This is a genomic window from Streptomyces sp. 891-h, assembly GCF_022760275.1.
In the GTDB taxonomy this organism is placed as follows: domain Bacteria; phylum Actinomycetota; class Actinomycetes; order Streptomycetales; family Streptomycetaceae; genus Streptomyces; species Streptomyces spirodelae.
Genome location: NZ_CP050693.1, coordinates 4,165,655 through 4,180,776, shown reverse-complemented (window position 1 = coordinate 4,180,776; position 15,122 = coordinate 4,165,655). Strand labels below are relative to the sequence as shown.

The 15,122-nt window shown below is 70.4% G+C and carries 14 protein-coding genes; 4 read left to right on the top strand and 10 right to left on the bottom strand.

The features are described 5' to 3' along the window. Positions 1-78: 78 nt before the first annotated feature. Positions 79-1,749 carry a PTS transporter subunit EIIC gene (locus HC362_RS18295; protein WP_243084996.1) on the top strand — a complete coding sequence of 557 codons (1,671 nt, stop codon included), beginning with the start codon at positions 79-81 and terminating at the stop codon, positions 1,747-1,749. Positions 1,750-1,791: 42 nt separating this feature from the next. On the opposite strand, the gene HC362_RS18290 is transcribed toward HC362_RS18295, so the two are convergent. From HC362_RS18290 to HC362_RS18255, 8 genes are all read right to left on the bottom strand, one after another. Then, the gene (locus HC362_RS18290; protein ID WP_243084995.1) at positions 1,792-3,084 is read right to left on the bottom strand and encodes an MFS transporter; all 1,293 of its coding nucleotides are present in this window, start codon (positions 3,082-3,084) and stop codon (positions 1,792-1,794) included. 181 nt (positions 3,085-3,265) lie between these two features. Continuing rightward, on the bottom strand, positions 3,266-3,862 hold the full coding sequence (locus HC362_RS18285; RefSeq protein ID WP_243084994.1) for a TetR/AcrR family transcriptional regulator: 597 nt from the start codon (positions 3,860-3,862) through the stop codon (positions 3,266-3,268). Positions 3,863-3,881: 19 nt separating this feature from the next. Beyond that, on the bottom strand, positions 3,882-5,588 hold the full coding sequence (locus tag HC362_RS18280; RefSeq protein WP_243084993.1) for an isocitrate lyase/phosphoenolpyruvate mutase family protein: 1,707 nt from the start codon (positions 5,586-5,588) through the stop codon (positions 3,882-3,884). Positions 5,589-5,663: 75 nt separating this feature from the next. Continuing rightward, entirely contained in the window at positions 5,664-6,464 is an 801-nt protein-coding gene (locus tag HC362_RS18275) for a VOC family protein (RefSeq protein WP_243084992.1), read from the bottom strand. Positions 6,465-6,662: 198 nt separating this feature from the next. Next, complete coding sequence (locus HC362_RS18270; protein ID WP_243084991.1) at positions 6,663-7,265, bottom strand: sensor domain-containing protein; 603 nt, start codon at positions 7,263-7,265, stop codon at positions 6,663-6,665. 274 nt (positions 7,266-7,539) lie between these two features. Then, the gene (locus tag HC362_RS18265; protein ID WP_243084990.1) at positions 7,540-7,968 is read right to left on the bottom strand and encodes a hypothetical protein; all 429 of its coding nucleotides are present in this window, start codon (positions 7,966-7,968) and stop codon (positions 7,540-7,542) included. A gap of 183 nt (positions 7,969-8,151) precedes the next feature. After that, on the bottom strand, positions 8,152-8,730 hold the full coding sequence (locus HC362_RS18260) for a transglycosylase SLT domain-containing protein (protein WP_243084989.1): 579 nt from the start codon (positions 8,728-8,730) through the stop codon (positions 8,152-8,154). Between the two features lie 258 nt (positions 8,731-8,988). Beyond that, entirely contained in the window at positions 8,989-10,119 is a 1,131-nt protein-coding gene (locus tag HC362_RS18255) for an FAD-dependent monooxygenase (RefSeq protein ID WP_243084988.1), read from the bottom strand. Between the two features lie 204 nt (positions 10,120-10,323). Between HC362_RS18255 and HC362_RS18250 the strand changes: the two genes are divergently transcribed. The 3 genes from HC362_RS18250 (at position 10,324) to HC362_RS18240 (ending at position 12,498) form a co-directional block, all read left to right on the top strand. Continuing rightward, on the top strand, positions 10,324-11,358 hold the full coding sequence (locus HC362_RS18250; protein ID WP_243084987.1) for a TetR/AcrR family transcriptional regulator C-terminal domain-containing protein: 1,035 nt from the start codon (positions 10,324-10,326) through the stop codon (positions 11,356-11,358). 50 nt (positions 11,359-11,408) lie between these two features. Next, positions 11,409-12,062, top strand: coding sequence for a GNAT family protein (locus tag HC362_RS18245; RefSeq protein ID WP_243084986.1), 654 nt, complete (start codon positions 11,409-11,411; stop codon positions 12,060-12,062). A gap of 100 nt (positions 12,063-12,162) precedes the next feature. Beyond that, positions 12,163-12,498, top strand: coding sequence for a DUF427 domain-containing protein (locus HC362_RS18240; RefSeq protein ID WP_243084985.1), 336 nt, complete (start codon positions 12,163-12,165; stop codon positions 12,496-12,498). 103 nt (positions 12,499-12,601) lie between these two features. Here HC362_RS18240 and groL read toward each other — a convergent pair whose 3' ends face one another. After that, complete coding sequence (groL, locus tag HC362_RS18235) at positions 12,602-14,230, bottom strand: chaperonin GroEL (protein ID WP_243084984.1); 1,629 nt, start codon at positions 14,228-14,230, stop codon at positions 12,602-12,604. 435 nt (positions 14,231-14,665) lie between these two features. After that, positions 14,666-14,869 (bottom strand): cold-shock protein, encoded by a 204-nt coding sequence (locus HC362_RS18230; RefSeq protein ID WP_016472377.1) that lies wholly within the window; start codon positions 14,867-14,869, stop codon positions 14,666-14,668. Between the last annotated feature and the right edge of the window lie 253 nt (positions 14,870-15,122).

Below are 15,122 nucleotides of genomic sequence, written 5' to 3'. Positions count from 1 at the left end.
CCCCCTGCACCACCCGTCCCACCCGCTTCACCCGCGAAGTCCGCACCATGGCACCACTCAAAGAAGAGCGACCGCACCATGAGCACTGACGGCACCAAAGACAGCCCTGAGACCAACCCGAACAAGCAGCTCGCCGAGGCGATTCTCCCGCTCGTCGGAGGCGCGGCGAACGTCACCTCCGTCACCCATTGCATGACCCGGATGCGGCTCGGCCTCGCCGACCGTTCCCTCGTACGGGACGAGCCACTCAAGGCGCTCCCCGACGTGATGGGCGTGGTCGAGGACGACACGTACCAGATCGTGCTGGGCCCCGGGAAGGTCGCCCGGGTGACGCCGGAGTTCGAGGCGCTGGTCCGGTCGGCGCCCGCACCGGCATCGGCATCGGCATCCGCGTCGGAAGCGACAGGGGCAGCGGCAGCGGAGTCCGCGTCGGCGTCCGGCCCGGCGCCGTCCGGTCACCCGGGCACCAGGACGGCCGAGGACCTGGCAGCCGAGGGGGCGGCGATCCGCGCGGCCCGCAAGGAGAAGAACGCGACGCCGGTGAAGCTGATACTGCGCCGGATCGCCAATATCTTCGTCCCCCTCATCCCCGCGCTGATCGGCTGCGGCATCGTCGCGGGCATCAACGGGCTGCTGGCCAACGCGGGCTGGCTGCCGTCGCTCACCCCGGCACTGGCGGCGATCGCCAGCGGCTTCATGTCGCTGATCGCGGTCTTCGTCGGGCTGAACACCGCACGGGAGTTCGGTGGTACGCCGGTGCTCGGCGGCGCCGCGGCGGCGGTCATCGTCTTCCCCGGGGTCGCCGACGTCTCGGCGTTCGGCCAGAAGCTGGCCCCGGGGCAGGGCGGCGTACTCGGCGCGTTGTTCGCGGCGCTGCTGGCGGTGTACGTGGAGAAGGCGTGCCGCCGCCTCGTACCGTCCGCCGTGGACGTCCTGGTCACGCCCACCGTGACGGTGCTGATCGCGGGACTGGTCACACTGTTCGGACTGATGTACGTATGCGGCGAGATCGCCACCGGCATCGGGCACGTCGCCGACTGGCTCCTCCAGCACGGCGGTGCAGCGGCCGGATTCGTCCTGGGCGGTCTGTTCCTGCCGCTGGTGATGCTGGGGCTGCACCAGGCGCTCATCCCCATCCACACCACACTGATCGAGCAGAGCGGCTACACCGTGCTGCTGCCCATCCTCGCGATGGCGGGCGCCGGCCAGGTCGGCGCGGCAGTCGCCATCTACCTGCGGCTGCGCCGCAACACCTCGATCCGCAAGACCATCCGCTCCGCCCTCCCCGCCGGCTTCCTCGGCGTGGGCGAGCCGCTGATCTACGGCGTCTCGCTGCCGCTGGGCCGTCCGTTCATCACGGCGTGTGTGGGCGGTGCCTTCGGCGGCGGCATCGTCGGCCTGTTCTACCAACTGGGCACCTCGGTCGGCTCCACCGCCATCGGCCCCTCCGGCTGGGCCCTCTTCCCACTGCTGAAGGGCAACCACGGCCTGGGCGCCATCGCCGCGATCTACGGGCTGGGGCTCGCGGCCGGCTACCTGGTCGGGTTCGGGGCGACGTACTTCTTCGGCTTCAGCAAGCAGATGCTGAGCGAGCTGAATGCTCCTTCGGAGGCGGAAGCGGAAGCGGAGACGCCCGATCCCGAAGGCGGTCCTTCGGCCGAGGGGCCCTCGGCGGAAGGACCGCAGCCGGGCAGCCCGAACCCCAGCCCGGCCCCGGCTCCCACCGGCGGCAGCGGCTCACTCGTCTGAATCCGGGCGGAGCCGACCGGGGGAGCCGCCCGGCGCGTGGCCTCAGCCGACCTTGGTCGCGGCGGCCGGGTCGGCGGCCGTACCCGGCTCAACGGCCGCGCCGGGACCCACGGCCGTACCGGGGTCGGCCGTCGCACCCGGGTGGGCGGCGGCCACCCGCGAAGCGCGGCGGCTCTCCCGGCCGACGCCGCGCAGGTCCGGGAGCAGGGTGAGGACACCCAGCGCGGCCATGCCCACACCGATCCACACCGGGGAGACCAGCCCGAAGCGGGGAATCGCGAGGCCGCCCAGAGCGGAGCCGATGATGATGCCGAGGGTGATGAAGGACGAGTGGACGGTGTTGACCAGCGGCCCGGTGTTGCCCGCGCGCTGGACGCGGGTGGCCATGGCGGGGTTCATGGTGACGCCCACCAGGCCGATGGCCAGCATGAAGACCACGGCCCCTGCGGGCACTTCGGCCAGCAGCGCGAAGGCGGCGAGGAAGACGCCGAGGCTGATCAGACCGGTCAGCAGCACCGCGACGGTGTAGCGGTCGGCGAGGCGGCCGACGATCGCGTTGCCCACCAGGTTGGCGGCACCGTAGGCGACGAGCAGCAACGGCACGCTGCCGGTGGAGAACCCGGAGACCTCGGTGAGGATCGGGTTGAAGTAGCTGAACGCCGAGAAGGTCGCACCGATCACCAGCGTGCTCGTCGACAGCACCAGCCACAGCCTCGGTGCACGGAAGACCCCCAGCTCCCCGCGCAGCCCGCCGCCCGCGCCGCTGCCGCCGCCGCTGCTCTCCTGCCGTTCCACCCGGGGCGCCCACACCAGCGTGGCCACGGCGGCCAGGACGGTCATCACCGTGACGGCCCAGAACGCGCTGCGCCAGCCGTACCGTTCGCCGATGAATGTGGACAGCGGCAGCCCGAGCAGGGTGCCGAGCATCAGCCCGTTGAGCGCCACGGAGACGGCGCGTCCGGCCAGCCGGGGTTCGACGAGCCGTACGCTGAGCGAGATCGCCGCGCCCAGGAACGCGGCGGAGGCGGTGCCGCTGACGATCCGCGCGGCGAGCATCACGGCGTAACCGGAGGCGAGGGCGGCCAGGACGTTGCCGGCCAGAAAGATCCCGAACAGCAGCAGCAGCGCTTGCTTGGGCCGCAGCCGCAGCACTCCGGCGGCGAGGAAGGGCCCGCCGACGGTCATCGCGGCGGCGAACGCGGTCACGAGGTAGCCGACCTGTGAGACGGAGACGTCCAGTCCGTCCCCGATCTGCGGCATCAGCCCCGCGACCAGGAACTCGCTGGTGACCATGGAGAAGATCCCCGCGGCCATGAGATAGACGGTCAGTGGCATCCGCGTGCTCCCGAGTGTGTGCGGTGGGTCGACCACCGTCGTTGTGTACCGATCAGTTCAAAATTTGCCCAGGGTGAGCCGCCTCCGCGCAGGCGTGAACCACGGGGGGCTTCGGCACCCGCAAGGGGGACTCAGGGGCCGGATGCCGGCGCAGGCCCCCCGCGAGCGGGACCAGCCGGCGTCAGCGTTTGAGCGCGTCCAGCGCCGTGGCGGCGATCCCCTCCAGCGCCGTGCGGTCCGCACCGCCCTGCGCGGAGACCCGCATGCCGCCGATGACGGCGTTGACGAAGCGGGCGAGCGTCTCCGGGTCGCGGTCGGCCACGATCTCACCGGCCCGCTGCCCCGCCTCGACGGTGGCCCGCAGCGCGTCGAGACGCACCCGCAGATCCCGGGCCAGCACCCGGTCGATCTCCGGGTCCCTGGCCGCCGACTCGACCGTGGTGTTGACGGACAGACAGCCGATGCTCCGGCCTTCCGGTCGCTGCGTGAACTCCTGGTCCACGATCCGTTCGAGCAGCGCCGCGATCCGCTCCAGCGCCGGGCGCCCGGCGTCCTCCAGGATCTCCAGCTGGAGCGCACTCATGGTGTCCACGTAACGGCTCAACGCGCGCTGGAAGAGGTCGTGTTTGCTGCTGAAGGTGTTGTAGATGCTGCTGCGCCCCAGACCGGTCGCCGCACACAGATCCTGGGTCGAGGTGGCTTCGTACCCCTTCTCCCAGAACGCGCGCATCGCCGCGCCCAGGGCCCGCTCCTCGTCGAACAGTCTCGGCCGGGCCATGCGCAGCACTGTAGCATGGTTATGTACTCATCGTTCCAATACCTTCCAGCGTGCCCGCATCAGAACAGAGGACCTGCACCTGGGCGTACGACGGGACACCACCCGTCGCAGGCGTGGGGTCCCGGCCCTCCCGAACGGCTCGCGCCGCCGACACCGCCGCACCCAGCGCCGTGCGGTACAGCAACGAGCCCAGACTCACCCGGCGCACACCCAGCGCCGCCAGCTCGGCCACGGTCGGCCCTGCGGGGGTGTAGAGAATGTTCAGCGGTACCTCCAGGCAAGCGGCCAGCGCCCCGATCCGCTCCGGGTCCGACAGCCCGGGGACGAACACCCCGTCGGCCCCCGCCTCCTGATACGCCAGCAGCCGGTCCGCCGTCTCGTCCTGCCGACAGCCCGACCAGTACGTATCGGTACGGGCGTTGACGAACAGCTCCGGCACGGCCGCCTTGATCGCCTCGACCTTCGCCACGTGCGCCTCCACGGGGGCCAAGGTGCCGTCCTCGCGCCCGTCCTCCAGATTGATCCCGGCGGCACCCGCCGCCCACAGCCGACGCGCCAGCTCGGCGACCTGGGCGGGATCGTCACTGAAACCCGACTCGGCGTCGACGGTGAACAGGAAACCGGCCCGGCCAAGTTGCCGCGCCAGCTCCACCGTGGAATCGGCGGTGGCAGCCGAACCGTCCGGCAGCCCGGCCGCAGCGGCGACTCCCAGACTGGTGGTGCCCACCACCTCGAACCCCTCGGCCGCCAGAGCCGCCGCCGAGGCGTGATCCCACGCGTTGGGCAGAAGCAGCGGCACCTCCCGGTGGTGCAACCCGGCAAAGCGCGTACGCCGCACGGGCCTCAGGAGACCGGCGGCCAACGCCAGCGCGTGCTCCCGGCCGGGGCACTCCCTGGGCTGAGCCCCGAAGGCAAGCGGCACCGTGGCCTCACGGAACCCGGCGGAGCCACCCCCGTGCGCGGCCCCACCCCTGCCCCCACCCTCATCCCCGCCCGCACCCTCTTCCCGGCTCGCCGTTGCCACGTCCAGGAGCACCACATCCCCCTCGGCGACCTCCCGCCCCGCCACCCGGGTGGCGCGAGCAGCCACCCTGCGCAGCTCCCGCACCGGCGGGTCCCGACGCAGCGTCTCCGCCAGCAGTTCCTCCACCGGCCGAGCACCGTCATCAGCGGCTGCCGCGTGCCGCACCAGCGACGCCGTGGCCTCGCACGCCTGCACAAGCAGACAGATCCGCGCCGCAGCCACCTCCAACCCGCCTCCGCCCCGGGACGGCTCGTGCTCCCCCGGCGGCGCGTCGCCCAGCAACTCCACCAGCTGCGCCACCGCCGCGTCCGCCCCGGCATCCTCCCCACCGAAGTAGACCCCGGCCACCACACTGACGGCCTCGGCCACGGCCCCCGGCTCCCGCAGCCCCAACTCCCCGGCCAGAGCACACACCACCTGCTTCCGCACGTCCTGGCCGGATGCCCCTGACTCCTCGGCCATGGCCACCGCCCGCCGCAGCGCCGCCGGATCGACACGCCGCAGCTCGGCCTCCACGAGCGCCCTGCGCCGCGCATGCGCCTGTCCCGAACTGAACCGGGAGACCGAGGCCCGCAGCCAGGCCATCGAAGCGCCCTCCCCCCGCCCCTCGGCCGCAGGCGGCAGCTCGGGCACCAGGTGCGGGTCGGCCAGAGCTGCCCGCACGTCCTCATATCGGTCGAACTCGTGCACGGTTCGTGTCATGGCTTGGACGCTAGGGCAGGAACACTTCGCCCCTGCCCGAAGCGTCGCCCGACCAGGGGCGCCAGCTGTCGGCTGTCAGCCCATGTTCGGGTCTCCCTTGATCAGGGCGAACGGCGCACCCGCCGGGTCCTTGAGCATCGCGAGCCGTCCCACCCCCGGTGCGTCCGTCGGCGGGATCAGCACCTTCGCCCCGGCACCCGTCGCCCGGGTGCACGTGGCGTCGCAGTCCTCCGTGGCGAAGTACGGATGCCACTCCGAGGTCGATCCGGCGTTCAGATTCTCCTGCGGGAGCTGCATGATCCCGCCTTGCCCGGTGTCGCCCTCCGTACCGCCACCGGGCGACGAGACCACGGTGTACACCAGGTCGTCACCCATCGACATGTCCTCGTACGTCCACGAGAACACCGCCGTGTAGAAGCCCTTGGCCGCCGCAGCGTCGGTGGTGTAGAGCTCCGTCCAGCACAGCGTCTCCGGTTCCATCACCACTTCCAGGCCGCCTGTGTCCCTCGGCTGCCACACGGCGAAGTCGGCACCGGTCGGGTCCGTGAACTGCGCCAGGCGGCCCGCCGTGAACACATCCATCGGCTCGACCCGCACGGTGCCGCCCGCACGCTCCACCTGGGCACGTGTGCCGTCCGCGTCCTGGGTGTGGAAGTACGTCGTCCACGAGGAGGTCGCCCCCTCCTCCATCAGCGGGCCGACGGCGGCGACCGTCTTGCCGCCGCGCTGGAAGAACCCGTATCCCCCGGCTTCCGGGCCCGCCGACTGGAACTGCCAGTCGAAGACGCTGGTGTAGAAAGCGACCGCCGCGTCCACATCGGGAGCGCCGAGATCGAGCCAGTTGGGAGTGCCGGGAACGAAGTCGGTCGTCAGCATACGGATCCTCCGGCAGACGGGGCTGTGTACTGCTGCTCTGTGCTGCTGCTGGGTGTCCAAGGCTGGGGGGCGTCTCCGCCCGTCGCAGCTTCCCGCCGCCTCAGGATGGCAGCAGTTCGGCCGTCTCGCCCCTTGAGAGGCCGCTTCCGGCTGAGACCGGCAGGCAGAGGGTCGGCGAGCGACCGGCAGCGGGCCGCTTCATACCTGGGCACGGCGCAGCAGCACCCGGCCCAGGCTCGCCTGCGCAACCGTGAGGCCGCGCACCACCGGCACCGCCGTGACCAGCAGGAACACTCCCAGTGCGGTATTGAAGGCGATGTCCGGACCGCGCCCGGAGATACCGAAGGCCAGGTCCATCACGCCGTCGTTGTCGCCGCGGGGTATCGACCACGACCACAGTCCGTAGGTGAGTCCACCGAGCCCGCCCACCAGCCAGACCAGCGAGAGGGCGAAGGTCGCCACCCGCACCGGGAAGGAGAGCACCGCGTGTGCCAGGTCCCGCCATGCCTGCGGATCGCGCACCGCCTTCCACCGCCCGCCGCCGCTCCCGGCCCCGGCCCCGGCCTCGGCCTCGGCCTCGCGCCATGCCGGGTCCTCCCAGCGCTCGGGGAGCGGGCGGCCCGTGACGACAGCTATGTGGTCCGCCTCCACCCGGGCCAGATACCGGGCCATGGCCAGCGTGCCGGCCAGCACCGGCAGGCCGATGACGAGGACGAGCGTGGAGACCCCGAGCGCGAACCCCACGATCATCAGGGTGAACGCGGCTATCCCCAGCGGCAGGCCGGAGAGGAGATAACCCACCTCCCTGCCGAACCGACCCCCGCGAGGGCGACCGGAGGCCGTCGGGGCCGGGACCGGGGCCGGGGCCGGGCGCGGGTGGGAGTCCCGGAGGGAGGGGGAGCCCGGCTGTGCGTGCGGCGTCGTCGTTGTCATGCCTCCACTCTCCCCGGGGCAGCGGCCCGGTCCCATACGACTGGGGCCCGAACCCGGGGTGTACCTAGCACTACCCCAAGTCCGGGCCCCAGCAGGACCTACAGCAGCGGCGGCGCAAGCCGCCGGCGCGCGACGGCAGCCGTCAGCGGACCGTCACCGTCACCGGGTTGGACGGCTGGCCCGCGATCACCGTCCGGACCTGGTTCACACCCTTGATACCGAGCTTCACGCGCATCGAGTAGTCCAGCGAGCGATTGACCACCGACGTGCCCGGCAGCGTCTTCCACGTGCCGTGCTGCTTCTGCTGGAGGTGCACGGTCGTCCCCGCCTTGATGCCGGTCACCTTCCCGTGCAGCCGGAACTCCTCCCACTGCTTCACCTGTTGCCGATCGGCCGTGACGGTGTTGGTCCTGGCCGCGGATTCGGTCGGCGCCTCGACAGACGTCGGCACGGAAGTCGGCACGGAAGTCGACGTGGACGCCGACGCTGTCGCCGTCGCGGCGGCCGCACCGATCAGCCCGACGGCCATGACACCAGCAACGACGTTACGGAGACGGAAGGTTGCGACCATGGTGTGCGTCCTCTTCTCGTGAGAGCGGTGTCCTCCGCCCGCAACTGCCAATCGGTGGCGGGCATTTCAGGCATCCCCGCCCGATGAGTCGAATACTCCACAGAACAGGAAGGAGCGGGTGGGAGGTGTTTCTCCCACCCGCTCCTTTTCGCATGCGGGGTGCTGTTTGAGCTCGATGGTGGCTCAGTAGGCGGAGTTGACGTTGTCCATGGAGCCGTAGCGGTCGGCTGCGTAGTTGCAGGCGGCGACGATGTTGGCGACGGGGTCGGTGAGCTTGTCGGGGGTTCCTTCGACGTGGTAGCGGTCGAAGGTGGGCTGGATCACCTGGAGCAGGCCCTTGGAGGGGGTGCCCTTCTGGGCGTTGATGTCCCAGTCGTTGACCGCGCCCGGGTCACCGGCCGACTCGCGGATGATGTTGCGCTTGATGCCGTCGTAGGAGCCGGGGATCCCGTGCTTCTTCATGATCGCGCGGGCCTCACGGATCCACCCGTCCAGATTGTCCGCGTACTCCTCACCGCCGGCCTGCTTGCTGTCGGCCTTGGCGTGGGCCTGCTCGGCCTTGGCGTGGGCGGCCTGGGCGGTCAGGTGCTGGGCGGTGGAGGCGGCACTGGCGATCGCGGGCTTGGCCTCGTGCTTGCCGGCGCCGGCGGCGTGGGCGGTGCCGGCCAGGGCGGTGGTGGCGATACCGGCGGTGCCCACGGCGGTCACAGCGGCAGCGGCCAGGCGGCGGGTGGGCTTGAGGGAACGCAGAGCAGTACGCATGCGAGCGGAGAGCCTTCCAGTGGGGGGACGTTCCGGCCGCGTCCGTCCCAGGGGCGCCCGTCGGGGGCGTGCATCCCGGTCTCATCGCGACCTGGCACCCACCCTGGGAACCGGCTCCCCCACCCGACAACTATGTGACCTACGACCCCTTTTCGTACCGAATGCCCGAAACGGTGCACCAACGGCCCGGAACCCCCAGTCCCGGCAGCCCGGACCTACGAAGCCGCCACGTAAGTGATCTGGACCCTATGGGCGGCCTCACACGCCTTCGCCTCCGCCGTCACCCAGGGTGAGGGCATTCTTCGCCCTGGTGAGGGACTCCTCGGAGGCACCCTTGCCAGGGTTCTCGGTGGCGAGGGCCTGATTGAGGGCGGCATAGGGGCGCATGCGCTCCTCGTAGCGGGGCAGCGCGATCGCCGGGTCGGCGGACCGGCCCAGTTCGTCCGCGAGGACGTACGCACCCACCAGGGCGAGACTCGTCCCCTGGCCGGAGAGCGGCGAGGGGCAATAGCCCGCATCGCCGACCAGCGCGACGCGGCCGCGCGTCCAGCCGTCCATATGGACCTGCGCCATGGCGTCGAAGTAGAAGTCGGGCGCCGTGCGCATGGCCTCCAGCAGCTTGGGGGTGTCGGCGCCGAGAGAGGACATGTTCGCCGCGAGGAGCCTCTTCTGCTGCTCGATGTCCCGGTAGTCGTGATCGAGCGACTGCGACATGAAGCCGAGGGTCGCGCGGAGCTCGGTGTTGTCGCGTACGGGATACAGGCAATAGCTGGCAGTCTCGCCCTGCACCCACACCTGCCAATTGTCGAGGCCCAGGAAGTTGTCCGTGCTGAAGACGGCCAGGTGGGAGCCGAGATGGCGGAGATGGTCGGCCTCGGGGCCGAAGACGAGGCGGCGCACTCCGGAGTGCAGGCCGTCCGCGCCCACTACGTAGTCGAACGTGCGCCGGGCTCCGCTCGCGAACGTGACATGGACACCATCCTCCGTCTGCCGGAGCGCCGAGATCGAGTCGCCGAACAGGAACTCCGCCTCGTTCCCGGCCTGGACGCGCCGATACAGGAGCGTCGTCAGGTCCTCCCGCAGCAGCTCTATGTCGTCGCTGTCCAGCCGGCCGCTGCTGTAGGTCATCTCGGCGGAGCGCCACAGTTCGTTGCCGTCGCTGTCGTGCATCGACATGCCACGCATCCGGGTACGGACCTCACGCGCCTCCTCGAGCAGGTCCATCCGGTCGAGTACCTCGAGCGCGACGCCCCGTACGTCGATGGCGTGGCCGCCGGTCCGCACGGAGGGCGCCCGTTCCACGACTGTGGGCGCGTAGCCACGGCGCCGCAGCCAGTGGGCGAGAGTGAGCCCGGCGACACTGGCGCCGGAGACGAGGACGGTCTGCATGGGGTCTCCCTTGGTACGGCGTACGCAACATCGGGTCGCGCACTGTCACCGTGCGACCCGCGACTGAATGTACGCCGTACACACCCCCCTCCCAACCGCTCCCAGCTGGCAGAAACTCACAGCTGAGCTAGGACAGCAGCAACCACGAGCTCCCTTCGCGCTGCTAGCCTCTGTTCTAGTACAGCCAACAAGAGGGGACCGACTGTGGCGCACTTCACACCGCCGTACGCGCGCATCGCGGCCGAGCTTCGGCGGCGTATCGCGGACGGCGAGCTCGCGCCCGGGGACCGGGTGCCCTCCACCCGGCAGATCGCCCGCGAGTGGAACGTCGCGCTGGCCACCGCGACCAAAGTGCTGGCCACGCTGCGTCAGGACGGGCTGGTCGAGGCCCGGCCCCGGGTGGGAACCGTGGTCGCACCCAGACGCCAGCGCCCCACCCCAGTCGGCACGAGAACCGGAACCCCGGCCGCGATCGAAACCCAGACCGCGACCGGAACCGGGGCCGAACGGGAGCTGACCCGGGAGCGGATCGTCCGCGTCGCCATCGGGATCGCGGACGCCGAGGGACTCGCCGCCCTGTCGATGCGGGGCGTCGCGGCCCGGCTGGGCGCGGCGACCATGGCGGCCTACCGCTATGTGAACAGCAAGGACGAGCTGGTCCTGCTGATGGCCGACACCGTTCTCGGCGAGCTCCAACTACCGCCGGACACCCCGGCCCACCCCCCGGCCACCCCGGATGCCCCGTACACCCCCGACACCCCGGCCAAAGCCCCCGCAGACTGGCGAACCCGGTTGGAACTGGGCGCCCGTTCCCTGTGGCAGCTGCACCGCGCGCACCCCTGGCTGGCCCAGATCGGTCCGCTCACCCGGCCGCTGCTGCTGCCCAACCTGCTGGCGTACTCGGAGTGGATGCTCAGCGCGCTGGACGGCCACGGTCTGCCCCCGGCGACCGTGCTCAACCTGAACGTACTGCTCTACAGCCACATCCAGGGGCTGGCCATCCAGTGGGAGCGGGAGACGGCGGCCGAGAGCAGCACCGGCCTTACGGAGGACGCCTGGATGGCGCAGCAGGAGGAGACCCTCGCGTCGCTGACCGCGTCCGGCGCCTATCCGACGTTCACCCGTCTGGTCGGCTCGCTCGGCACGGACGGCTACGACCTGCACCTGGACGAACTGTTCGAGATCGGCCTCGCCTCCGTACTCGACAGCCTGGAGCGGCGCATCGGCCGGCGGCCGTGAGCGACCGTAATTCGTTCGCCTGCGCACTCCCTCTTCGGCAAGCTCCCGTCATGGAGACCACGGAAGCCGGCGTATGGCCCTTGTACGGGCTGCGCCTGACGACTCCTCGACTGGAACTGTGCCTTCCGGATGCGCGTACGCTCGTCGAACTGGCGGAGCTGGCCGCCGGCAAGGTGCACGGCGACGCCGAGATGCCGTTCAGCATCCCGTGGACCGCCGCGAACCCCGAGGAACGCAAGCGCGGCTGCTTCCAGCACGTGCTGAGCACCATCGCGAACTGGCGCCCCGGGGAGTGGACGCTGAGCCTCGCCGTGCTGCACGAGGGACGGGTGATCGGGCGTCAGGATGTGAGCAGTACCGACTTCGCGGTCGTACGGGAAGCGGAGACCGGCTCCTGGCTCGGCGCGGCGCACCAGAACAAGGGCTTCGGCACCGAGATGCGGGCGGCCGTGCTGCAGCTGGCCTTCGAAGGGCTCGGCGCACGCGGCATGACGTCCGCCGCGATGACGGACAACCCGCGCTCGCGACGGGTGTCGGAGAAGCTGGGCTACCGGCCGGACGGTCTGCAGACGGTCGCCGTGCAGGGCAGGGCCCGCACCTTGGAACGGCTACGGCTCAGCCGTGCCGACTGGGAGACGCACCGCCCGGTACCGGTGAAGATGACGGGACTGGAAACCTCGGCCCTGGCACTCTTCGGGGCCTGAGGCCGAATCCGGGCACCGAGTCCGTACCCGGGCACCAAGGACGAGTTCAGCATCGAGGCCCAGCCCGGGCTCCGACAACCTCCGAAGGAAGGACCGCGCCATGGCCGCACAGGGGCATACGATCACCATCGAGGAAGGCAGCGAGCGCGTGCGCGTGGTCGCGCGTGACGGCCGGGTGCTGGCGGAGAGCAACCGGCCGCTGCTGCTGAGCGAGACCGGCTACCCGGTGCGGTACTACCTGCCGCCCGAGGACGTACGCACCGAGCTGCTGGCCGTCTCCGACACCCACACCCGCTGCCCCTTCAAGGGCACCGCCGACTACTGGTCGCTGGCCGACGGCAGCGCCCACGACATCGCCTGGTCCTACCCGGACCCCTACGACCAGGTGTCCGAGATCAAGGGGTACCTCTGCTTCGCGGACGTGGAGGTCGGCTGATCCCGGGGCCGTGCCCCCGAAGTCCCACCGGACAAGCGAAGGGCGGGCACCCCGTAGGGTGCCCGCCCCAGGCGGTGGGCAGCCGATCAGACGGCGAGCTTCCTCAGAAGTCCATGCCGCCCATGCCACCGCCGGCAGCCGCGTCGGCGCCCGCGGCGGCCTTCTCCGGCTTGTCGGCGATGACGGCCTCGGTGGTGAGGAACAGCGCCGCGATGGAGGCGGCGTTCTGCAGCGCGGAGCGCGTCACCTTGGCCGGGTCGAGGATGCCCTCGGCGATCATGTCGACGTACTCGCCGGTGGCCGCGTTCAGACCGTGGCCCGGGGTCAGGTTGCGCACCTTCTCCACGATGACGCCGCCCTCGAGGCCGGCGTTGACCGCGATCTGCTTGAGCGGGGCCTCCAGGGCCAGCTTGACGGCGGCGGCACCGGTGGCCTCGTCGCCCTCCAGCTCCAGCTTCTCGAAGACCGAGGAAGCCTGCAGCAGGGCCACGCCACCGCCGGCGACGATGCCCTCCTCGACGGCCGCCTTCGCGTTGCGGACGGCGTCCTCGATGCGGTGCTTGCGCTCCTTGAGCTCGACCTCGGTGGCGGCACCGGCCTTGATGACGGCCACGCCGCCGGCCAGCTTCGCCAGGCGCTCCTGGAGCTTCTCGCGGTCGTAGTCCGAGTCGCTGTTCTCGATCTCGGCGCGGATCTGGTTGACCCGGCCCTGGACCTGCTCGCTGTCGCCCGCACCGTCGACGATGGTGGTCTCGTCCTTGGTGATCTGGACCTTGCGCGCACGGCCCAGCAGGTCGAGGGTGGCGTTCTCCAGCTTGAGGCCGACCTCCTCGGAGATGACCTGGCCGCCGGTGAGGATGGCGATGTCGTTCAGCATCGCCTTGCGGCGGTCACCGAAGCCCGGAGCCTTGACGGCGACGGACTTGAAGGTGCCACGGATCTTGTTGACGACCAGCGTGGACAGGGCCTCGCCCTCGACGTCCTCCGCGATGATCAGCAGCGGCTTGCCCGACTGCATGACCTTCTCCAGCAGCGGAAGGAGGTCCTTCACGTTGCTGATCTTGGAGTTGACGATGAGGATGTACGGGTCCTCGAGCTCCGCCTCCATGCGCTCCATGTCGGTGGCGAAGTACGCGGAGATGTAGCCCTTGTCGAAGCGCATGCCCTCGGTGAGCTCGAGCTCGAGCCCGAAGGTCTGCGACTCCTCGACGGTGATGACGCCTTCCTTGCCGACCTTGTCCATGGCCTCGGCGATCAGCTCACCGATCTGGGTGTCGGCCGCGGAGATGGAGGCGGTCGAAGCGATCTGCTCCTTGGTCTCCACGTCCTTCGCCTGCTCCAGCAGAGCGGCGGAGACGGCCTCGGTGGCCTGCTCGATGCCGCGCTTGAGAGCCATCGGGTTGGCGCCCGCGGCAACGTTGCGCAGGCCCTCCCGTACGAGCGCCTGGGCCAGCACGGTGGCGGTCGTCGTGCCGTCACCGGCGACGTCGTCCGTCTTCTTCGCGACCTCCTTGACCAGCTCCGCGCCGATCTTCTCGTAGGAGTCCTCGAGCTCGATCTCCTTGGCGATGGAGACACCGTCGTTGGTGATCGTGGGGGCGCCCCACTTCTTCTCCAGAACGACGTTGCGGCCCTTGGGGCCGAGCGTGACCTTGACGGCGTCGGCAAGCTGGTTCATGCCACGCTCAAGACCGCGCCGCGCCTCCTCGTCAAAGGCGATGATCTTGGCCATGTGGGTTGGTCCTCCCTGGATTCCCCCATGCGCCGAGCGCAAGGGGAGGGTTGGATTTCTCCGGACCGCGTGGCGCCCGCGACGGACGGCCTGCGACCCGGCGGTTCCTTCCCCACCCGGCCTGCGGCCTCACCGACCCGGTCCTTCTCTGTCACTCTCACTCGCAGAGTGCTAACCCAATGATTAGCACTCGGGCATGGAGAGTGCAAGCGACGCCGAAGGCGTCTCCTTGAAGGGTGGTGGTCGGTGGGGGCACCTCCCGGCCGGAGGCTGGGGGAGGCCGGGAGGTGCCCCCAGGTCGCTCGCGCAGTTCCCCGCGCCCCTTCGGGGCACTCGCGCCGTTCCCCGCGCCCCTTCGGGGCGCAGAAGAGGGGCCGCACCCTGTGGGTGCGGCCCCTCTCTGCTGTGTCCAGCTCTCGCGCAGTCCGGCGGCACTCAGCCGGTCACGCGGACCATGTCCGCCTGCGGCCCCTTCTGACCCTGCGAGATCTCGAACTCGACCCGCTGCCCTTCGTCCAGGGTGCGGTAACCGTCCATCTGGATCGCGCTGTAGTGGACGAACACGTCCGCACCACCGTCGACCGCGATGAAGCCGTACCCCTTCTCCGCGTTGAACCACTTGACGGTGCCCTGAGCCATTCCTAACTCCCCTATTACTGGCCCTTGCACGAGCCCGCACTTCGCGAACCCGGGTCAGACCTCACCCCCACCGGCAAGCGGGGGCGTGCGCCGGAACGCGTCGACCGCCGCTGAATGTATCTGCACGGACGCCCTCTGCAACAGGTCAATCGGACGAGAATTCTGGGCACGACTGATCGGAAATATGCCTCAACTGCGGCCGGAGCAGGGCAAGTCGGGCCAGACATACGGAGCCTTCGCGACAATTGCCACT